This window comes from Lentzea sp. NPDC005914 (genome assembly GCF_040629405.1).
GTDB lineage: Bacteria > Actinomycetota > Actinomycetes > Mycobacteriales > Pseudonocardiaceae > Lentzea.
Genome location: NZ_JBEXVQ010000008.1, coordinates 109,945 through 129,359, shown reverse-complemented (window position 1 = coordinate 129,359; position 19,415 = coordinate 109,945). Strand labels below are relative to the sequence as shown.

Sequence of the window (19,415 nt, the reverse complement as noted above, 5' to 3'; positions counted from 1 at the left end):
CCCACAACAGTAGTGGTATTTCCGCTAGGTGAGACTTCAGCTCACGATGTGGTACGCGGGCTCCGCCGAGGTTGAACTCAGGCCCCGGCATGCGGGTGGTCCCGGACACAGCGGACCATGGACGTGTGTCCCACCACCCCATCGACGTCGCACTGCCCACGCACGTCGAAGAAGCGTTGACCACGTACCTGGCCTCCCGGCGCGCGTCCGGAGAGGCGATGGACCCGAGCTTCGCGAGCGCGGTGGACGCGCTCTCGGATTTCGTGCTGGGCGGCGGCAAGCGCATCCGTCCGACGTACGCGTGGTGGGGGTGGCGCGCGGCGGGTGGTGACCCGGACGGCGAGCTCGCCGACGAGGTGCTCACGGCGGTCAGCTCGCTGGAGCTAATCCAGGCGTGCGCGCTGATCCACGACGACCTGATGGACGCCTCCTCGGTGCGCCGGGGCAAGCCGACCGTGCACATCGCGTTCGGCGCGCGCCACCGCGAGCAGGCCTGGCTCGGGTCGTCGGAGCGGTTCGGCATGTCGGCGGCGGTCCTGATCGGCGACATCGCGCTGGCGTGGGCGGACGACATGCTCTTCGCCGCCGGGCTGCCGTCCGAGGTGCTGCGCCGGATGAGCGAGCCGTGGCGGGACATGCGCACGGAGATGCTCGCGGGCCAGTACCTCGACGTGCTGACGCAGGCGCGGGGTGACTCGTCCCCGGACGCGGCGCTGCGGATCGACCGGCTCAAGACCGCCGCGTACACCGTCGAACGGCCGTTGCACATGGGCGCGGCGATGGCGGGCGGCTCGCCGGAGCTGATCGACGGGCTGCGGGCGTTCGGTGCCGACATCGGCGTCGCGTTCCAGCTGCGCGACGACCTGCTCGGCGTGTTCGGCGACCCGGAGGTGACCGGCAAACCCGCCGGCGACGACCTCGCCGAGGGCAAGCGCACGCTGCTCGTGGCGCTGGGCATGCAGTTCGGCGCCGATATATTGGATATCGCTCTGGGCAAGCCCGACCTCGACCTCGACACCGTCGAAGAGGTCCGGCGCGCGCTCGTGAAGGTCGGCGCCGTCGACGCCGTCGAGGAGCGCATCGAGGAGCTGACGAAAAGCGCGCTGGCCGCCCTCGACGCGGCTCCGGTGGCCGAGCCCGCCGCGACCAAGCTCGCCGACCTCGCGATCAGCTCCACGAAACGGACCTTCTGAAGTCGATCACGACGTCACGCGCGCGGTGACTTGATTAACTCCTCGTGACCAGTCTGGGCTGTTGCTTGCTGACGCTTCCGCGCGTTGTGCAACGATGTTCGCGCGATGGCAGCAACTCCGTCCCTCCCCCGCACGAGCTCCGAGGTGTCTCCGCTGGAGCCCTCACCAGTCGTGCGCGCGAACACGTACGCCATCCCCATCCGCACGACCATGCTCGGCCTGCTGGGCGTGGCTCTGATCGGTCTCGGCGGCATGGGGGCGGGCGCGATCCTCGAGCGCGACCCCCTGCTCGCCCAGGTCGGGCTGAGCTGGCTGCGCTACGGCCACGGCCGCGACCTCGCGAGCATGGTGCTGTACCTGGGCCTCGGCCTCGTCATCTGGGCGTGGATCCGGCTCGGCCGGCTCGTGCGGTGGGGTGAGATCGGCGACTTCGCGGTGCTGGTCGCGGTGACGGTCTGGACGTTGCCGCTGCTGTTCGCGCCGCCGCTGTTCAGCAAGGACATCTACAGCTACCTGGCGCAGGGCCAGCTCGCGCTGAGCGGCTACGACCCGTACGTGGTCGGGCCCGCCGTGCTGCAGAGCACGCTCAGCGAGAACGTCAGCTGGGTGTGGCAGCACACACCGGCGCCGTACGGGCCGCTGTTCATCCTCGTCGCCAAGGCGATCGTGTGGATCACCGACGCCAGCGTGATCCTCGGCGTCGTCGCCATGCGCTTCTCGCTCGCCGGCGGCCTCGTGCTGCTGTGCTGGGCGTTGCCGGGCCTGAGTCGTCACCTGGGCGGCAAGTCGGCGATCGCGCTGTGGCTGGTGGCGGCGAACCCGTTGCTGCTGATCCACCTGGTCGGTGGCGCGCACAACGACCTGCTGATGATCGGGCTGATGGCCGCGGGCGTGCTGCTGGTGCTCGACCGCCGTCACGTGCTCGGCTTCGTGCTGCTCGCTCTCGCGTTCTCGGTGAAGGCGACGGCGATCGTGATCGTGCCGTTCCTCGTCTGGATCTGGGCCGCCCGCCTCGACGGCGACAAGCGCGCCCAGTTCCGCAAGGCGCTGGTGCCCGGCCTGGCGGCGTTTCTCGCGACGTTCGTCGTCTGCACGCTGATCGCCGGGGTGAGCCTCGGCTGGATCCCCGCGCTGCGCAGCTCGTCGATGATCATCAACTGGCTGTCGATCCCGAGCGCGGTCGGCGACTTCGTGCGCATGGTCGTGAACTGGTTCGTCTACGTCGACGGCGGCATCTTCATCGGCGTCGCGCGTGCGCTCGGCTCGATCGTGCTGATCTGGATCGCATACACCCAGTGGTGGGCGGCGCGCGACGGCGACGTCCGCGACAGCATCAGGCGCGGCATGCTGACGATGCTGGCCGTCGCGCTGCTCTCCCCCGCGACGCTGCCGTGGTACTTCAGCTGGCCGCTGGCGCTCGCCGCCGGGTTCGCGTGGAGCACGGGCGCGTTGGTGACGGTGTCGCTCGCGTCGGTGTTCCTCCTGCTGGTGACGTTCCCGAACGGCGACACCGCGCTGTACTCGTGGGGTTACCTGTTCTTCGCGCTGGTGGTGTCCGGGCTCGCGGCGCGGTCGCTGGTGAAGCCGGACCCGTTCGGCCTGTCCACGCGCTACGAATGAGCACCAATACATTGGATATGGCGTCCGCGTATGCCGCGTGTCGCCGGATCAACGCTCGCTACGGCAAGACGTTCTTCCTGGCCACGACGCTGCTGCGGCCCGAGCAGCGGCCGGCGGTGCACGCGCTGTACGCGTTCGCGCGGTGGGCCGACGAGATCGTCGACGCGGCCGGAGTCGACGACCGGGAAGGCGAGCTCGACCGGCTTGAGCGCCTCCTGGACAGTGACATCACAAGCGGGGAACCGTCGAACCCGGTCCTGGTGGCGCTCGCGGACACGATGCGCCGCTACGACATCGACAGGTCGCTCTTCACGGACTTCCTCGCGTCGATGCGGATGGACCTCACCGTCACCGAGTACGCCGACCTCGACGCGCTCGGCGTGTACATGCACGGCTCGGCGGAGGTCATCGGGCTGCAGATGCTGCCGGTGCTCGGCACCGTCGTCCCCCGCGCGGACGCCGCACCGTACGCGGCACGGCTCGGGGTGGCGTTCCAGCTGACGAACTTCCTGCGCGACGTCGGCGAGGACCTCGACCGCGGCCGCGTGTACCTGCCTCAGGACGTCCTCGGCGCGCACGGCGTCGACCGCGACCTTTTGCAATGGTGTCGTCGTCATCGTCGCGCAAACGTTCGGGTGCAACGGGCGCTCGACGACCTCGTCGCCTACTCGTATGCGATATATCAGTCGGCCGCGCCGGGTATCGCGATGCTGTCGCCGTCGTCGCGGCCTTGTATGCGGACCGCGTACACGTTGTATCGCGACATCTTGGAACTGGTGACCTGCGAGGTGCTCTGGAAGCGGGTCGCCGTGCCGAACACGCGTCGTCTCGCGGTGGCAGTGCCCGGCGCGGGCCGGGCACTGCTCGCACGCGCGATGGTCAGATGAACCCGGCGTTAGATGATCACAACTCCGACGATGTTGGACGTCGCGGAGGCGTAAGCGCTGGTGCCGGGGAAGTAGAGGCGCAGATCGGCGGACGCGTCGATGGTCAGCTTGGCGTTGAACGTCGCGTTCGGCTGGCAGTTCTTGGTGTAGATGTTGCTCCACACCGAAGCGCCGACCCTGACCTGCGCGAACACGTCGAGGCCCAGCGTCAGCTGACGCTCGCCGCCCTGGGCGCCGAGCTTGCCCTTGATCTGGAGCTGGTTGCCCTTCTTGACCTTGACCTGCGCGCCACCCGCGTCCAGTTCGAGCGTGGTGGGCTTGGCGTGCACAGCAGGAGCTGCCGTGGCGGCGACCGGGGACAACAGCAGTCCGGCGGCCGTGAACCCGGCGAGGAGAGTCTTGACGATCATGTGCACCAGTTCAGGGGTTCCGGACGCCTCTCGCCTGCGGAGACGCCCGGAACCGCTGCATCGGGTGAACTAGAAGCCCATGGCTTGCGCGCGTCGCTTTACCTCACGCCCACGGTCTCCGCGCAATGCTTCGATCGGAGTGCCAGGGAGGCTTTCGTCCTCCGTGAAGAGCCAGCGCAGAATCTCGTCCGTGGAGAAGTTCTGGTCGCGCAGCACCGTGATGGTGCCGGGCAGACCCTTCACCACCGTTCCGACGGCGAGAAACGCTTCGGGAACGACGAGAACGCCGTCCCGCCGCACGGCGAGCAGTTGCCCGTCGCGCAGCAGTTGGTGGATCCGGGTGACCGGAAGCCCCATTCGGTCGGCCACCTCGGGGAGAGGAAGAACCTCCAGGTCGGCAGCCAGTACATCCGCAGCGGCAGGTATCGCACTCACGGGGGTCACGATGCCATAACCGAACTGTGAACGCCCTTCCGCCAACCGGGTCATCCTGAGCTTTACCATCTCGCACTGTGGAGAGGTCGGTTTCGAACGTGATGGGTGGACTGCTCGAGCAGCGGTACCGGGTGGACTCCGTGCTCGCACGCGGTGGCATGTCCACCGTCTATCGAGGTCGCGACACCCGCCTGGACCGCGATGTCGCGGTCAAAGTGATGGATCCGCACCTGACGGCGGACCCTGCTTTCGTCGCGCGCTTCGAGCGAGAGGCACGCGCGGCCGCTCAGTTGCATCACCCGGCCGTGGTGTCCGTGCACGACCAGGGTGTCGACGGTGACCAGGTGTACCTGGTGATGGAGCTGATCGACGGCGGAAACCTCCGTGACCTGCTCAATCAGCGCGGCAAGCTCCCTCCCGCGGTGGCGTTGAGCGTCCTGGGCCCCGTGCTGTCCGCGTTGGGCGCCGCACACCGCGCCGGACTGGTGCACCGCGACGTGAAGCCGGAGAACGTGCTGATCGGACCGGGTGGCCAGGTCAAGGTGGCGGACTTCGGGCTGGCCCGCGCGATCGGCGTGAACGGCGTCACGAGCGACAGCGAGATCCTCGGAACTGTGGCCTATCTCTCACCTGAACAGGTGGAGACGGGCGCCGCGGACGCGCGCAGTGACGTCTACTCGGCCGGAATCGTGCTCTACGAGATGCTGGCGGGCCAGGCGCCGTACCGCGGCGAGACGCCCATCTCGGTCGCCTACCAGCACGTGACCTCGGACGTCCCATCGATCCCCGAGATCCCGCTGGCCCTCGACACGCTGGTGCGCAAGGCGACGCGGCGTGACCCGTCGCTGCGTCCGATCAACGCGGACGCCTTCCTCTCCGAACTGGAGCGCGTCGGGTCGGAGATGGGCCTGACCCCGCAGCCTGTGCCCGTTCCCGGTTCCGCGCCCGAGAACGACAAGACGATGGTCATGCGCCCGGTTCCGGTCGCCGTCGGCGCCACTCCCCCGTCGATCGCCGAGGCCACCCGGCCGGTGCAGCCGGTGCAGGCCGCCATGACGACCATCAACACCGGCCCTCCCACGCCGCCTCCCGGCATGGCCGGCACGCGCGCGATGCCCCGGCCAGAGCAGCCACGCCGCCGGCCTCCCCAGGCCCGTGCGAAGAAGCCGAAGGTCGACCCGGTCGAGGCGGAACGCAAGCGCCGCAAGAAGCTCTTCATCATCTGGGGCTCCGTCGTCGCCGTGCTGGCGTTGATCATCGGCCTGTTCTCCTGGTACCTCGGCGCTGGCCGCTGGACGGCCGTTCCCGCGGTGGTCGGGCAGTCCGAGTCGAACGCGTCGCAGCTGATGAAGGCCGCGGAGCTCACGGGGCTGGTCGACAAGGTGCCGTCGGACGACGTGCCGAACGGCCAGGTCATCAGCACCGACCCCGGTTCGGGCACGGAGCTGCGCAAGAACCAGACCGTGAAGATCGTCGTGTCGCGCGGCAAGCCCGTGGTGCCGTTCGTCAACGTCGGTGTCGACGTCGAGGCCGCGACCAAGGAGATCGAGACCGCGGGCCTGAAGGCGGTCAAGGACGCCACGAAGGACGCGTTCCACGACACCGTGCCGATCGGCAAGGTCGTGGCGCTGGACCCCCGTCCCGGCACGGCGCTGAACATCAACAGCCCGGTGACCCTGGTGCTGAGCAAGGGTCCCGCGCCGCGCAGGCCGGTCCCGAACGTGCAGGGCAAGACGAAGGACGAGGCGTTCGCCGAGCTGCAGCGCGCCGGTCTGGAACCGGTCGAGGCAACCGGTCAGGACGCCGCCACCGGCGACGAAGCGCGCGTGGTGCGCACGGACCCGCCCGCGGGCACGGTGCTGGACCCGACGGCGAACAAGCGCGTCACCGTGTTCTTCCAGGACAACTCGGAGGTTGAGGTTCCGGACGTGACCCGGCAGAAGGTCCGGGATGCGAAGAAGGAGCTCGAGGAGCGCGGCTTCAAGGTGAAGGTCGAGTTCAACCGGAGCAACAACGCGACCGTCGTGAACCAGAACCCGCAGCCGGGCAGCAAGGCCAAGCGCGGTACGGAGATCACCATCTTCGGCCTCTGACAGGAGCAAAGCGAAGGGCCCCGCGTTCTCGACGCGGGGCCCTTCGTTCTTCAGCTCGTCTTCAGGAAACTACGAGCGCAGCATCTCGGCGACGAGGAAGGCGAGCTCGAGCGACTGCTGCGTGTTCAAGCGCGGGTCGCACGCCGTCTCGTAGCGGCCGGCGAGGTCGTCGTCGGAGATCTCCTGCGCGCCACCGAGGCACTCGGTGACGTCCTCACCCGTGAGCTCGATGTGGATGCCGCCGGGGTGCGTGCCCAGGCGGCGGTGCACCTCGAAGAAGCCCTGGACCTCGTCGACGATCCGGTCGAAGTGCCGGGTCTTGTAGCCGGTGCTCGACTCGTGGGTGTTGCCGTGCATCGGGTCGCACTGCCAGATGACCTTGTGGCCGCTGGCCTCGACCTTCTCGATGATCGCCGGCAGCACGTCGCGCACCTTCTGGTTGCCCATGCGCGAGATGAGCGTCAGGCGGCCCGGCTCGTTGCGCGGGTCCAGCCGCTCCACGTACTCGACCGCCATCTCCGGCGTCGTCGTCGGACCGATCTTGAGGCCGATCGGGTTCGCCAGCATCTCGGCGAACGCGATGTGCGCGCCGTCGAGCTGACGCGTGCGCTCACCGATCCACACGAAGTGCGACGACAGGTCGTACAGCCGGGGCTCGTCGCGCGTCGTGTCGAGGCGCAGCAGCGCACGCTCGTAGTCCAGCAGCAGCGCCTCGTGCGAGGCGAAGATCTCCGTGCCGTGCAACGACTGGTCGTTCACGCCACACGCCGACATGAACTTCAGGCCGCGGTCGATCTCGCCGGCCAGCGCCTCGTAACGCTCGCCCGCGGGCGAGGTGCGCACGAAGTCGCGGTTCCAGTCGTGCACGCGGTGCAGGTCGGCCAGACCCGCGCCCGTCAGCGCCCGCAGCAGGTTCATCGCCGCGCCGGCGTTGGCGTAGGCGCGGATCATGCGGCCGGGGTCCGCCACGCGGGCCTCGGGAGTCGCGACCAGGGAGTTGATGATGTCGCCGCGGTAGGACGGCAGCCCCAGCGCGTCGATGCCCGACGAACGCGGCTTGGCGTACTGGCCGGCGATGCGGCCGACCTTCACCACCGGCAGGCTCGCGCCGTAGGTCAGCACCACGGCCATCTGCAGCAGGGTCCGGATGTTCGCGCGGATGTGCGGTTCGGTGTTGTCCGCGAACGTCTCCGCGCAGTCACCGCCCTGCAGGAGAAACGCCTCACCGTTCGCGACCTGCGCCAGTTGCGTGTGCAGCCGGTCGATCTCGGCGGGCACGGTGATCGGCGGCACGCTCTCGAGCACGGTCCGCACGCGACGCACCTGTTCGGCGTCGGGCCATTCGGGCTGCTGGGCGGCCGGGCGCGACAGGGCGTCGTCCAGGCGCTTGCGCATCTCGGGAGGCAGCGGCGGAAGCTCGGGAAGCGTGTCGATGGGCACGTCCACGGTCCAGTTCACGCTGCTCATCCTAGTTGTCCCACACTGAGAGACCGGGCCGGGCCTGTCAGCGGTTCTAGCGGTGTTGGCCAGGGCTTCATCCGATGGCGCATCTGGGGATGGAGTCTGTTACTTGTCAACTATCGGCCTCTGCCCTATTGAGACGACGCACTGCATGATGTGGGCCATGGACGCCACCCGATTGGATGACGGCACCGCGACCCGGCTGCTGGCCATCGCGATCGACAACATCCAGCGCGATCACCCGGTGCATTGGACGCACGTCATCGACGGCGACGACCGGCTGATACCGCAACGGGTGCTGCACCCCGTGTTCGCCGGGTCGTTCGACTGGCACTCGTGCGTGCACCAGACGTGGCTCGCCGTGCGGCTGCTGCGCCTGCGTCCCTCGCTGCCGGGAGCCGGCCTGGCCCGTGACGCTCTCGACAAGCTGATCACGCACGAGAACTGCGCCGTCGAGGCCGCGTTCTTCGCCTCGCCTTCCGGCCGTCACTGGGAGCGGCCGTACGGGTGGGCGTGGCTGCTGCTGCTCGACGCGGAGCTGCGGACGTCCGGCCTGCCGTGGTCGGTGGCGCCGATCGCGGACGTGCTGCGCGACCGCTGGCTCGAGTGGATCTCGGCGGCGCGGCTCCCGATGCGCACGGGCACCCACGGCAACACCGCGTTCGCGACCGGGCTGGTGTTCGACGCCGCTCAGGTGACCGGGGACTTCGAGCTGGCCTCGGCGTGCATCGACGCGGCTCTGCGATGGCACCGGGACGAGGTCGCCTACGGAGGGTTCGAGCCGGACGCCGCCGATTTCCTCTCCCCCGCGCTGACGACGGCCGACCTGATGCGCCGCGCCCTGGACACGCCGGAGTTCGGGGCGTGGTTCGACGCGTACCTGCCGGAGCTCGGTTCGGAACGGTGGCGCGTGCTGCGCGAGCCCTTCCCGGTCGACGATCCCAGCGACCCCTACGGCTCACACCTGGCAGGGCTCGCGTTGTCGCGCGCCTGGAACTGGGAGGCCATCGCCGACTCGCTCCCGGCAGGCCACCGGTACGCCGATCTGGCCCGGACGGCTTCCGCCGCGCACCGCGAGGCCGGGTGGACCTACGTCTTCGGCGGCCACGGCTACATGGCCGACCACTGGCTCGGCACCTTCGCCGCCTACCTCGACGTCAAAGCCTTCTGACCTGCACCAACGCACCCTTATGCAAAAGACGTTTGCGGACGTCCGCAAACGTCTTTTGCATAACTGATATATCGCGCGCCTGTAGGACTCCGCGCCGCCGAGGCTCGTCTGCCTGTATACAAGCCGAATGCCGGGTGTCGACAGCACGTCGACACCCGGCATTCCGCGAGATCCACTATCCGATATATCAGGCCCGAGGATCAGGCCCAAAGATCAGGCGCCGAAGAAGACCTCGGCCTCTTCGTAGCGCTCGGTCGGCACGGTCTTGAGCTCGGCCGTCGCCTCGGACAGCTTCACGCGCACGATGTCGGTACCACGCAACGCGACCATGGTGCCGAAGTCGCCGGCCGCGACGGCGTCGACGGCGTGCAGGCCGAAGCGGGTCGCGAGGACGCGGTCGTACGCGGTCGGCGTGCCGCCGCGCTGGATGTGGCCGAGCACGGCCGCGCGGGACTCCTTGCCGGTGCGGTCCGCGATCTCCTCCGCGAGCCACTGGCCGACGCCACCGAGACGGACGTGGCCGAAGGCGTCGCGCTCACCGGAGTGCAGCACCTCGGCGCCACCCTCGGGAATCGCGCCCTCGGCGACGACGATGATCGGAGCGAACTCGCGCTCGAAGCGGCGCTCGACGTAGCCGACGACCTTGTCCACGCTGAACGGGCGCTCGGGCACGAGGATGACGTTCGCGCCACCGGCGAGACCGGAGTGCAGCGCGATCCAGCCCGCGTGGCGGCCCATGACCTCGACGACGAGCGCACGGTGGTGCGACTCGGCCGTGGTGCGGAGACGGTCGATCGCCTCGGTCGCGATGTGCACGGCCGTGTCGAAGCCGAACGTGTAGTCGGTCGCGCCCAGGTCGTTGTCGATCGTCTTCGGCACACCGACGACGCCGATGCCGTCATCGGTGAGGCGCTTGGCGACACCGAGGGTGTCCTCGCCGCCGATCGCGACGATGGCGTCGATGTTGTTGGCCGCGATGGTCTCCCGGATGCGGTCGACACCGCCCTCGACCTTGTACGGGTTCGTGCGCGACGAGCCCAGGATGGTGCCACCGCGGGTGAGGATCTCCTCGACGTCCGCGAGGCCGATCTCCTTGGTCAGGTTCTCGATCGGACCCTGCCACCCGTTGCGGAACCCGACGATCTCCCAGCCGTGTGCCTTGATGCCCTTGCGGACCACGGCCCGGATCACGGCGTTCAGACCGGGGCAGTCACCACCGCCAGTGAGCACACCGATGCGCATCTGCTTCCCAATCTCTCGTGTTCTGTGTCACTCAGACTTTCACGAGCTGTATCGGTGCAGCAACGCGGGTCTCACTTACCGGACGGGAAAACCGATTTTCCGCCGGTGTTCCTCGATCACCTTCCACCGCGCGAGGTTGTGGCGCGCGTCGGCGAGGGCGTCGTGCGCGTCGGCGGGCGGGGCCGGGAGCTTGGGCCTGCCGACGTCGTCCCAGCGCTGCCGCAGGTCACGGGTGAACCGCGGCAGGGAGCGCGGCAACGCCGGCATCGCACCCCACAGCTGCGCCAGCGCGACGTGGTCGTAGGCGGCGAACCACGCCCACAGCTCCACCTCGTCACGGGCAGCGTTGCGGGCGCCGAGGAAGTCGAGCAGGTCCTCGCGGATCCGATCGCGGCTGCGCCACGCCTTGTCGGCGGGCGACGGCAGCTGGTTGAGGACGTTCTGCCGCACCCAAGGCCCAGCCCGCTCGGGGTCGAACTCGGTGGACACGGCGTAGAACTCGCGGCCTTCCTCGTCAACCACACCGATCGACACGAGGTCGATCGTCACCCCGTCCTCGATGAACTCACAGTCGTAGAAGAACCGCACCGCGACACCCTAGGGGTGCGGTCAGCTCGCCTTCTTCTCGGGCACCCGGTCCGAGGGCTTGCCCTGCTCCGGGACGTCGGTGGCCTGTTCCTTCGCCTTCGCCGCGTAGACGTCGACGTACTCCTGACCGGAGAGCTCCATCAACGCGTACATGATCTCGTCGGTGATGGACCGCAGCACGAACCTGTCGCCCGACAGCCCTTCGTAGCGGGAGAAGTCGAGCGGCTTGCCGATCTTGATGCGGATCGGGTACGGCTTCCACATCTTCGAGCCGATGGGGTTGGCCTTGTCCGTTCCGAACATCGCCACCGGGATCACCGGCGCACCGGACTCCAGCGCGATCCACGCGACACCGACCTTGCCCTTGTACAGGCGCGCGTCGGGCGAGCGGGTGCCCTCGGGGTAGATGCCGAGCAGCTTGCCCTCGCGCACGATCCGCACGCCCGTGTCGAGCGCGCCCTGGGCGGCCGAGGCGCTGGACCGGTCGATCGGCACCTGGCCGACGCCGGAGAAGAACCACTTCTGCAGCTTGCCCTTGAGCCCCGTGCCGGTGAAGTACTCGATCTTGGCGGGGAAGGTCACGCGCCGCGACAACATCAGCGGCAGGAAGAAGGAGTCGGAGACGGCGAGGTGGTTGCTCGCCAGGATCGCGCCGCCCTCCTTCGGGATGTTCTCGGCGCCCTCGATGATCTTCGGCTGGAAGAACAGCCGGAGAATGGGTCCCAGGAGGACGTGCTTCATCAACCAGTACAGCACCGTGGGAAGCGCCTCCTCAGACACCGCGAACCTTGATCCCGGCAACCAGCCTACGGAGCCGACCGCACCTCACACAACGAGTCCCAAAGTAGTGCGTCACGGCTGGTGCTGAGCCGACTGCCGTAACCCGCAACACATCCCGCCCGTGCAACGATGAGGGGTCAAGAGGGTTGCGGCACACGGAGAGGCTCTGGATGAACGCCCGGCGCGACTCGACCGACGGCCCCGAGAACGTCGACGAGCTCTTTGCCGAGATCGTCGCGGGTCTCGAGCGGGACGGGGTCGGCAAGGACTGGCTCGACCTCGACGAGGCGAGCCCCGTGAGCGACCTCGAAGCACGCGACGACGCGGCCGACGACACCCCCTCCGACCCCGTGGAAGAGCCCGAACGGCGAGACCGCGACGACGAGGACCACTACGTCCCGCCCGAGCCCCCGCCCTTTCCGGTCCTGCGCGCGTCCACGATCGCGGCGCTCGGCCTGTTCGTGCTGGGCATCGTCCTGCTGGTCGCGCCCGGCCTCTTCGGTCTGCAGTCGCGCATCGGCACCCCGCTCTCCCTCGTGGCACTCTGCGCGGGCGTCGGCTGGCTGATCCTGCGCATGCGCAACACCCCTCCGCCCGACTCGGGATGGGACGACGGCGCCCAGGTGTGACAGTCACGCCCCACTCGGTAACGGCGTGATAACGGCCACTCAAACCTTCAGATAACGATTCGGTCATGCTTACCGTGTCGGGCATGGACCAGATGCAGCACCTGATGATGGCCCGCGCCCTGGCGACCCTGAGCAAGAAGGACGCGGAGCGCGCCAAGCGCCGCCCGCGCATCCTGCGCCTGCTCGGCCGCTGATCCCCCGGCCCGGCCCACTGGCCGGGCGTTCGAGCTGGTGTTCGCGGCGGGCGAACAGACCCCGAGATGCCCGCCGCGACACTCCTCAAACCGATATACCAGTCGCCCCGACCTGCACCCTTGCAATGACTCTTTGGACTTCGTCCGCAAAAGACTGATTGCCAAGGCGGGCAGCTGACCGTGCTGGCCGAGTCGACGCGACAACGGGTCTGTCTCGAAGCGCAGGACGTCGGCGACGACAACGACACTCACTTCCCGAGGGTGGGTGCCGACTGTGCCGATCAAGGGCAGGCCAGCCGCCAGACCATCGGAGCCGCCCGCTGCGAGCTGGTGGACGCTGTTCTCTTCATCGACTTCGCCCGAAAGCAGCTCGCCCAGCTCCTGCGCGCATGGCCCGCGGACGACCAGCCCGGCGCCCTTCCGACCGGCCATTGCAACGAGACGTTTGCGGACGAAGTCCAAAGACTCATTGCTAAGGTGCAGGTCAGAAGCGTCGAGGGAACTGATATATCGGTGCGGGAAGGCGATATATCGGGTCAGGAGCGGCGGGCGTTGTTCCGGGTCATGGACGCGGCCATCTCGCGGGCCAGGGTCGCGGCGCCCACGATGCCGGCGTCGTCGCCCAGCTGCGCGGTGCGGATCCGGGCCAGCGGGCGGTGGCCCGCACCGGTCACCACGGAGGCGTAGCGCTCGCGGGCGTCGTCCATGAACATCGGCGCCGACTCCGAGACGCCTCCCCCGATGACGATCACCTCGGGGTCGTAGACGTCGGCCACGAGTGCCAGGCCCTCGCCGAGCCAGCGGGCCAGGTCGGCCATCGCGCGCTTGGCCAGGGGGTCGCCGTCACGGGCCGCGCCGGCGACTCGGCGGCCTGTCACCGCGCGGGAGTCGCCTGCCGCCTCGCGGGCCAGGACGGTGGAGACGCCTGGGTGCTTGGCCAGCAGCTCGACCGCGGTCGCGGAAAGGGCCGTGCCGCTGCAGTAGCGCTCCCAGCAGCCGTTCTTGCCGCACGGGCACGGGCGGCCGTCGGGGACGACGCGCAGGTGGCCCAGTTCGGGAGCCACGCCGTAGGCGCCGCGGAAGACCTCGCCGTTCAGCAGAAGCGCGGCGCCGATGCCCGTGCCGATGGCCACCAGCACGGCGGTCTTGGCGCCACGGGCCGCGCCGAAGCGGTGTTCGGCCAGGGCGGCGGCGTTCGCGTCGTGCTCGAGGACTACGGGCATGCCAAGGCGGTCGCTCATGCGGTCGGCGACGTCGGCCTGCCGCCACGCCAGGTGGGGGGCGAAACGCACCGTGCGGCGGTCGGAGGCGATGAAGCCCGCGACGGCCAGACCGACGGCGTTCACCGCGTGCCGGTCCGCTACCTCCTCCACGGCGGCGACGATCGCGTCTTCGAGAGCGCGTTCGCCGGCCGGGGTGGGGGCGCGTGAGGTGTCCAGGACGGAGCCGCGGGCGTCCACGACGCCCGCTCGCACGCTGGTGCCACCGATGTCCACTCCGACGGTCAGCATCAGTCGGTCTTCCTGACGACCTTGATGTGCTGCACCCGCTGACCGGACGGCTCCTCCGCGCCGCCAGAAGGCTCCGGCGGTGGCGGTGGGGCCCCAGGCTCGCGCAGGGCCGCGCGCAACACCGCTACCAGGCCCGCGGCGTGCTCAGCGGCCTTCGCGGCCAGCTCGGAACGGTCGCCACGCAGCAGCGCCACGCCGTTGCACAGAGGGCACCAGCCGCACGTCTCGGGCGTGTGCGCGCCATCGCCCGCCTCCGCCACACGCTGCAGCCACGGCTGCATGCGCTCAGCGGCGGCGTCGATGAGCAGACGAAGCTCCTCAGCGAGCTTTCCTGTGTTGTCCTGAGTCATGAAAGCTCCTGATCAGCGCCACAACGACGGGTCCGGGCGGAACCCCACCGTGACGCCACCCGAGTCCATCTCCGCACCGGTCACGATGCAGCGCTTCAGCAACGAGGGCAGCGCCACGAGCCGACGCCTGCCGTCGATGGTCAACGCGAGGTCGTCGCCCACGCGCGCGAGGTCCAGTTCCGTGTCGTCAGTGAGCGGCAACGCGATCCGCAGCGAGTATCGGGCGTCGAGACCACGTCCGCTGCCCGACACCTCCAGCATCGACTGCGACAAGGCGGCACCCGGCAACGGGTCCTCGGAGCCGTAGAGCTGCGAGGCCACTTCGAGCAACGCCGGCACGCCAACGGGTTCCGACGCGCGGTGGTCGACCGTGCGGATCTCGCCGATACCGGTCAGCTCGGCCAGCACCGCGTCCTGCTCGTGCCGGCGCGTGCGCAGCCAGGAAGCCGCGGCACCCCGCGCGGCACCCGGCGAGGGCACCAGCCGGTTCGCGATCACGCTGTCGACCCGGATTCCCTGCAGCGCCAACGCGGTGAGCGTGCGCCGAGTCTCAGCGGCGACGACCCGTTCCGGCGTCAGCACCAGCCGGACCGAGCACGAGGAAGGATCCGAGAGCATTGTCCGCAACGAGTCCAGCCGTTCAGCGAGCCGGCTCAACGCGTCCGCCGTCGCATCCCACTTCTCGACGGTCCCGGTGCCCGCGACGCCCGCCAGCAGCCCGCGCACCACCCGCCGGTGAGTGGGGAAAAGCCGTTCCAGGTAGCCCGCGAACGCCTCGGGCAACGACAGCAGCCGCAACGTCTCCGCAGTGGGCCCGCAGTCGACGACCACGACCTCCCACGGCCCGCTGGACGCCAGCCGCCGCACCTCCGCCAGCGCGAGGAGCTCCTCGACACCGGGCAGCACCGTCAGCTCCTCGGCGTCGAGCTCGTCGACACCGGCTCCCGCCAAGACGGTTCGAAGGTGCCCGCGCAGCTCACCCCAAGCCTCGTCGACGAGGCCGCGCGGGTCGATCTGGCACGCGAAAAGCCCGTCCGCTGTGTCCACTTCGGACGGTGCGGCGCCCAGACGGACGTCGAGCGCGTCGCCCAGCGAGTGCGCGGGATCGGTCGACACCACGAGCGCCTTGCGGCCGTGTGCCGCGAGGGAGGCCGCCGTCGCGGCGGCCAGCGTCGTCTTGCCGACCCCGCCCTTGCCGGTGAAGAGCAGGACCCGGCTCAAGCCGCCTTCTCCGCGCGCTTCTTGAGTTCCTTGAGCGCGGTGTCGAGGATCAGCTTCTCGGCCTTGCGGCGGAACAGCCCGATCATCGGGATCACCAGCTGCACCGACAGCGTGTAGGTGACCTTGGTCCCGGTGCCGGACGGCTCGAGGACGTAGCTGCCCTGCTGCGCCTTCTGCATGGTGCCCTTGACGAGCTCCCACTTCACCGACAGGCCGTCGGGGGCCCAGTCGTACTTCAGGGTGTACTCGTCCTTCACGGGACCCTGGTCGATCGCGAAGCGCACCTGCTGGGCACGACCGTCGGAAGCGGTGTCGAGGACCTCGACCTCTTTCATCCCGTTCGCCCAGTCCGGGTACGACGGGAAGTCCGCGATGATCGCCATGATCTTCTCAGGCGGAGCGTCGATGACGATGGACTGCGTGGACTCGTCGGCCATGAGTGAGGAGGTTACTCGCGTCTTTACCAGTTGAGGACGTGAGGCTTGCCGCTGCGCTGGAAGTGCCCGACGTTGATGCACTCGGTGTAGCCGATGCGCACTCGTCTGGCCAACGGCTGGTGCACGTGCCCGAACACCGACCAGCGCGGACGTTCGCGCACGATCTTCTCCAGCGCGGGCCGCGATCCCCATTCGGGACGGCGCGCGACGACGTCGTAGGTCAGCTCCGGAACAGTCGGCGGGATGTGCGTGCACAGGACGTCGACCGGGCCCATCCGATCGAGCGCGGACGTCATTTCCTCCTCCGTTCGGAGGTACGGGAACCACGGCGCGCTGGGGTTGCGCATGTGTCCGGGCAGCAACAGCCCACCGCCCGCGAACCCGAACTTGAGCCCGCCGATCTCCGCCGCCTCGCCGTCGAGGACGTGCACACCGTCGCGGGCGAACTGCGGCCACAGGTGCGGACTGTCCACATTGCCCGGTGTCGCGTACGTCGGCGCGGACATCGCGGCGAACAGCGCGTGGTACTGCTCCAGCACCGCCTCTTCCACGACGGAACGGGCGTCCGCGAGACCGTCCCAGAGGGACCGGATGTAGCCCGCCGTGTCCGCGCGCCTGGTGCCGCGTCTCAACTCGGCGAAGATCCCCACCTTCTCGGGCCCGAAAACGCGCCCGAGGATCCCCTTGGAATGGTCGTAGTAGTCGACGAAGTCGATGAGATCGCCGAGCACGACGAGCGCGTCCGCCCCGTCACCGGCACGCGCGAGCGCGTCCGCGTTGCCGTGCACATCCGAAACCACGTGAACCCGCACGCTTTCCAACCTAGTTCACCGGGAGCGGGGTGGTTTCTGAGACGCGCGTCAAGCAAGATCACCCGTGCGGCGGGCAGCCAGCGGGACGACCGTCCTCCAGAGTCAGCTTCAGGCCCAGAGCAACGGACTTCGCGGCGAGCTGGCGGCGTTGCACCTCACGAAGCGCGGTGCGAGGGGTGAACGCACCGGCGGGCGGATCAGCGCGGAGGAAGTAGTGCACCAGGGTTCCGTCGAGCATCGGCTCGAGCCAGACCTCCATCGTGCCGACGAGCGCGCCGCCGACCGTCCAGCGCAGTCCCTCTTCGCCTCGGTCGGCGTAGACGGCGAGCTCGAGATCCGGCCAGAACGAGCGCCATGACGATGGCGCGGCGAAGGCGGCGGCGACCACGCTGGGTGGCACCGCCAGGAAAGTCTCGTCGACGACGTCCACACTGGCCATGAGGTCAAAAGGTAACGGAAGGGCGTCCCAACCTTTGTATCACCGGAATCACACGCTAAGTTTCCCCACCAGTAACAAATCACCGTACGGAGGTTGACGTGCGCGAGTTCAGCGTCCCCGCCACGGCCGCAGTGGCTCCGGAGGAGAACCTCACCGACATGGTGTGGGCCAACGCGGAGCGCTTCGGCAACGCCGTCAGCTTTCGCAGGCAGGTCGACGGCACCTGGGTCGACATCACGGCGCGTGACTTCGCCGCGCAGGTCATGGCCGTCGCCAAGGGCATGATCGCCGCGGGTATCGAGCACGGCGACCGCATCGGCCTGGTCTCCAAGACCCGCTACGAGTGGCAGCTGCTCGACTTCGCCATCTGGGCGGCCGGTGCCATCACCGTGCCGATCTACGAGACGTCGTCGGCGGACCAGATCGAGTGGATCCTGTCCGACTCCGGCGCGAAGGCGGTCTTCGTCGAGACGTCCGCGCACCGCGGGTCGGTCGACGACGTCGTCGGCACGCTGCCCGAGCTGCGCCACGTGTGGCAGATCGAGGGCTCGGCCGCCGCGGTCGACGAGCTGACCGCGCTGGGCGCCGAGATCACCGACGACCAGGTGCACGAGCGGCGCGGGCAGGTGAAGGCGGACGAGACGGCGACGCTGGTCTACACGTCGGGCACCACGGGCCGTCCCAAGGGCTGCACGCTCACCCACCGCAACCTGCTGTCCGAGGTGCGGTCGGCGCTGACGCGGTTCCCGGAGATCCTCACGGCGGGCAACTCGCTGCTGGAGTTCCTGCCGCTCGCGCACATCCTGGCGCGCGCTCTGGCGCTCGCGTGCGTGTACTCACGCGCGACGCTGGGCCACACCGCCGACGTGAAGAACCTCGTCGCGGACCTGGGCCAGTTCCGGCCGACGTTCGTCGTCGCGGTGCCGCGCGTGTTCGAGAAGGTCTACAACGGCGCCAAGCAGAAGGCGCACGCCGGCGGCAAGGGCAAGATCTTCGACGCGGCCGAGGCGACCGCCGTGGAGTACTCCGCCGCGCTGGACAACGGCGGGCCCGGCCTGGTGCTCCGGCTCCGGCACGCGGTGTTCGACAAGCTGGTGTTCGCGAAGCTGCGGGCCGCTCTGGGCGGTCGCGCGGTCGCGGCGGTCTCCGGTGGCGCGCCGCTGGGTGACCGGCTGTCGCACTTCTTCCGCGGCTGCGGCATCCCGGTCTACGAGGGCTACGGCCTGACCGAGACGTCGGCCGCGGCGTGCGTCACGTTCCGCGGCCAGGAGAAGGTCGGCACGGTCGGCCTGCCGGTGCCCGGCACGTCGGTGCGGATCGCGGACGACGGCGAGATCCTCATCAAGGGCGACATCGTCTTCACCGGCTACTGGAACAACGAGGCCGCCACCAAGGAGGCCCTCGAGGACGGCTGGTTCCACACCGGTGACATCGGCGAGCTGGACAACGAGGGTTTCCTGAAGATCACGGGCCGCAAGAAGGAGATCATCGTCACCGCCGGTGGCAAGAACGTCTCCCCCGCGCAGCTCGAGGACCGCATCCGGGCGCACCCGCTGGTGTCGCAGTGCATGGTCGTCGGTGACAAGCAGCCGTTCATCGGCGCGCTGATCACGATCGACCCCGAGTTCTTCCCGTCGTGGAAGGAGTCGCACGGCAAGCCGGTGTCGGCCGAGGTCGCGGACCTGATCGAGGACTCCGAGCTGCTGGCCGAGATCCAGGCCGTGGTGGACGAGGCGAACAAGTCGGTGTCGAAGGCCGAGGCGATCCGCAAGTTCCGGGTGCTGCCGATCGACTTCACCGAGGCGGGTGGCGAGATGACGCCGTCGCTGAAGCTGAAGCGCTCTGTCGTGGCGACGACGTACGCGTCGGACATCGACGCCATCTACGCGAAGTAAGAGGGTGTAATGCGCGAAAGGCCCAGGAGCTGAGAGAGAGCTCCTGG

The 19,415-nt window shown here is 69.0% G+C and carries 20 protein-coding genes; 8 read left to right on the top strand and 12 right to left on the bottom strand.

Translation table 11 applies throughout. From position 1 onward, the window contains the following. The first annotated feature begins 176 nt into the window (after positions 1 to 176). The 3 genes from ABZ345_RS13735 (at position 177) to ABZ345_RS13725 (ending at position 3,700) form a co-directional block, all read left to right on the top strand. Positions 177 to 1,193: a polyprenyl synthetase family protein gene (locus ABZ345_RS13735; protein ID WP_359847516.1), complete on the top strand. Its 1,017-nt coding sequence runs from the start codon at positions 177 to 179 to the stop codon at positions 1,191 to 1,193. A 105-nt stretch (positions 1,194 to 1,298) separates the two neighbouring features. Continuing rightward, positions 1,299 to 2,813 (top strand): polyprenol phosphomannose-dependent alpha 1,6 mannosyltransferase MptB, encoded by a 1,515-nt coding sequence (mptB, locus tag ABZ345_RS13730; RefSeq protein ID WP_359847011.1) that lies wholly within the window; start codon positions 1,299 to 1,301, stop codon positions 2,811 to 2,813. Further along, the gene (locus tag ABZ345_RS13725) at positions 2,810 to 3,700 is read left to right on the top strand and encodes a phytoene/squalene synthase family protein (protein ID WP_359847008.1); all 891 of its coding nucleotides are present in this window, start codon (positions 2,810 to 2,812) and stop codon (positions 3,698 to 3,700) included. Before mptB ends, ABZ345_RS13725 begins: the two co-directional genes overlap by 4 nt. 8 nt (positions 3,701 to 3,708) lie before the next feature. On the opposite strand, the gene ABZ345_RS13720 is transcribed toward ABZ345_RS13725, so the two are convergent. Continuing rightward, a complete protein-coding gene (locus ABZ345_RS13720) occupies positions 3,709 to 4,110 on the bottom strand; it encodes a hypothetical protein (protein ID WP_359847006.1) in 402 nt (133 codons plus the stop codon). A 69-nt stretch (positions 4,111 to 4,179) separates the two neighbouring features. Then, on the bottom strand, positions 4,180 to 4,545 hold the full coding sequence (locus ABZ345_RS13715; RefSeq protein WP_359847513.1) for an Rv2175c family DNA-binding protein: 366 nt from the start codon (positions 4,543 to 4,545) through the stop codon (positions 4,180 to 4,182). Between the two features lie 77 nt (positions 4,546 to 4,622). Between ABZ345_RS13715 and pknB the strand changes: the two genes are divergently transcribed. Then, the gene (gene pknB, locus ABZ345_RS13710; RefSeq protein ID WP_359847004.1) at positions 4,623 to 6,638 is read left to right on the top strand and encodes a Stk1 family PASTA domain-containing Ser/Thr kinase; all 2,016 of its coding nucleotides are present in this window, start codon (positions 4,623 to 4,625) and stop codon (positions 6,636 to 6,638) included. A 69-nt stretch (positions 6,639 to 6,707) separates the two neighbouring features. Here pknB and ABZ345_RS13705 read toward each other — a convergent pair whose 3' ends face one another. Further along, a complete protein-coding gene (locus ABZ345_RS13705) occupies positions 6,708 to 8,096 on the bottom strand; it encodes a class II 3-deoxy-7-phosphoheptulonate synthase (RefSeq protein WP_359847002.1) in 1,389 nt (462 codons plus the stop codon). A 166-nt stretch (positions 8,097 to 8,262) separates the two neighbouring features. On the opposite strand from ABZ345_RS13705, the gene ABZ345_RS13700 reads away from it, so the two are divergent. Next, the gene (locus ABZ345_RS13700; RefSeq protein ID WP_359846999.1) at positions 8,263 to 9,270 is read left to right on the top strand and encodes a DUF2891 domain-containing protein; all 1,008 of its coding nucleotides are present in this window, start codon (positions 8,263 to 8,265) and stop codon (positions 9,268 to 9,270) included. A gap of 213 nt (positions 9,271 to 9,483) precedes the next feature. Here ABZ345_RS13700 and ABZ345_RS13695 read toward each other — a convergent pair whose 3' ends face one another. From ABZ345_RS13695 to ABZ345_RS13685, 3 genes are all read right to left on the bottom strand, one after another. Next, complete coding sequence (locus tag ABZ345_RS13695; protein WP_359846996.1) at positions 9,484 to 10,512, bottom strand: 6-phosphofructokinase; 1,029 nt, start codon at positions 10,510 to 10,512, stop codon at positions 9,484 to 9,486. 75 nt (positions 10,513 to 10,587) lie between these two features. Then, positions 10,588 to 11,100 carry a polyadenylate-specific 3'-exoribonuclease AS gene (locus ABZ345_RS13690; RefSeq protein WP_359846993.1) on the bottom strand — a complete coding sequence of 171 codons (513 nt, stop codon included), beginning with the start codon at positions 11,098 to 11,100 and terminating at the stop codon, positions 10,588 to 10,590. Between the two features lie 21 nt (positions 11,101 to 11,121). Next, a complete protein-coding gene (locus ABZ345_RS13685; RefSeq protein ID WP_359847510.1) occupies positions 11,122 to 11,856 on the bottom strand; it encodes a lysophospholipid acyltransferase family protein in 735 nt (244 codons plus the stop codon). Between the two features lie 194 nt (positions 11,857 to 12,050). On the opposite strand from ABZ345_RS13685, the gene ABZ345_RS13680 reads away from it, so the two are divergent. After that, complete coding sequence (locus ABZ345_RS13680; RefSeq protein ID WP_359846990.1) at positions 12,051 to 12,509, top strand: hypothetical protein; 459 nt, start codon at positions 12,051 to 12,053, stop codon at positions 12,507 to 12,509. Positions 12,510 to 12,574: 65 nt separating this feature from the next. Continuing rightward, positions 12,575 to 12,703 (top strand): hypothetical protein, encoded by a 129-nt coding sequence (locus ABZ345_RS13675; RefSeq protein WP_269112237.1) that lies wholly within the window; start codon positions 12,575 to 12,577, stop codon positions 12,701 to 12,703. A 536-nt stretch (positions 12,704 to 13,239) separates the two neighbouring features. Here ABZ345_RS13675 and ABZ345_RS13670 read toward each other — a convergent pair. Genes ABZ345_RS13670 through ABZ345_RS13645 form a run of 6 tightly spaced genes read right to left on the bottom strand, consistent with a single transcriptional unit; the run spans position 13,240 to position 17,473 of the window. Continuing rightward, the gene (locus ABZ345_RS13670; protein ID WP_359846987.1) at positions 13,240 to 14,214 is read right to left on the bottom strand and encodes an ROK family glucokinase; all 975 of its coding nucleotides are present in this window, start codon (positions 14,212 to 14,214) and stop codon (positions 13,240 to 13,242) included. Continuing rightward, complete coding sequence (locus tag ABZ345_RS13665; RefSeq protein WP_359846984.1) at positions 14,214 to 14,564, bottom strand: hypothetical protein; 351 nt, start codon at positions 14,562 to 14,564, stop codon at positions 14,214 to 14,216. Before ABZ345_RS13665 ends, ABZ345_RS13670 begins: the two co-directional genes overlap by 1 nt. Before the next feature lie 12 nt (positions 14,565 to 14,576). Then, a complete protein-coding gene (locus ABZ345_RS13660) occupies positions 14,577 to 15,785 on the bottom strand; it encodes an ArsA family ATPase (protein WP_359846982.1) in 1,209 nt (402 codons plus the stop codon). Beyond that, entirely contained in the window at positions 15,782 to 16,222 is a 441-nt protein-coding gene (locus ABZ345_RS13655; RefSeq protein ID WP_359846979.1) for an SRPBCC family protein, read from the bottom strand. Before ABZ345_RS13655 ends, ABZ345_RS13660 begins: the two co-directional genes overlap by 4 nt. A gap of 23 nt (positions 16,223 to 16,245) precedes the next feature. Next, on the bottom strand, positions 16,246 to 17,034 hold the full coding sequence (locus ABZ345_RS13650) for a metallophosphoesterase (protein ID WP_359846976.1): 789 nt from the start codon (positions 17,032 to 17,034) through the stop codon (positions 16,246 to 16,248). Between the two features lie 58 nt (positions 17,035 to 17,092). Beyond that, entirely contained in the window at positions 17,093 to 17,473 is a 381-nt protein-coding gene (locus tag ABZ345_RS13645) for a polyketide cyclase / dehydrase and lipid transport (RefSeq protein WP_359846973.1), read from the bottom strand. A gap of 98 nt (positions 17,474 to 17,571) precedes the next feature. On the opposite strand from ABZ345_RS13645, the gene ABZ345_RS13640 reads away from it, so the two are divergent. After that, complete coding sequence (locus tag ABZ345_RS13640; RefSeq protein ID WP_359846970.1) at positions 17,572 to 19,368, top strand: long-chain fatty acid--CoA ligase; 1,797 nt, start codon at positions 17,572 to 17,574, stop codon at positions 19,366 to 19,368. The last annotated feature ends 47 nt before the right edge of the window (positions 19,369 to 19,415 follow it).

Coding starts and splice junctions, on each gene's coding strand:
- mptB (WP_359847011.1), top strand. CDS start 1,299: ATGGCAGCAACTCCGTCCCTCCCCCGCACGAGCTCCGAGGTGTCTCCG.
- ABZ345_RS13725 (WP_359847008.1), top strand. CDS start 2,810: ATGAGCACCAATACATTGGATATGGCGTCCGCGTATGCCGCGTGTCGC.
- ABZ345_RS13720 (WP_359847006.1), bottom strand. CDS start 4,110: ATGATCGTCAAGACTCTCCTCGCCGGGTTCACGGCCGCCGGACTGCTG.
- ABZ345_RS13700 (WP_359846999.1), top strand. CDS start 8,263: ATGGACGCCACCCGATTGGATGACGGCACCGCGACCCGGCTGCTGGCC.
- ABZ345_RS13695 (WP_359846996.1), bottom strand. CDS start 10,512: ATGCGCATCGGTGTGCTCACTGGCGGTGGTGACTGCCCCGGTCTGAAC.
- ABZ345_RS13680 (WP_359846990.1), top strand. CDS start 12,051: ATGAACGCCCGGCGCGACTCGACCGACGGCCCCGAGAACGTCGACGAG.
- ABZ345_RS13675 (WP_269112237.1), top strand. CDS start 12,575: ATGCTTACCGTGTCGGGCATGGACCAGATGCAGCACCTGATGATGGCC.
- ABZ345_RS13670 (WP_359846987.1), bottom strand. CDS start 14,214: ATGCTGACCGTCGGAGTGGACATCGGTGGCACCAGCGTGCGAGCGGGC.
- ABZ345_RS13665 (WP_359846984.1), bottom strand. CDS start 14,564: ATGACTCAGGACAACACAGGAAAGCTCGCTGAGGAGCTTCGTCTGCTC.
- ABZ345_RS13655 (WP_359846979.1), bottom strand. CDS start 16,222: ATGGCCGACGAGTCCACGCAGTCCATCGTCATCGACGCTCCGCCTGAG.
- ABZ345_RS13645 (WP_359846973.1), bottom strand. CDS start 17,473: ATGGCCAGTGTGGACGTCGTCGACGAGACTTTCCTGGCGGTGCCACCC.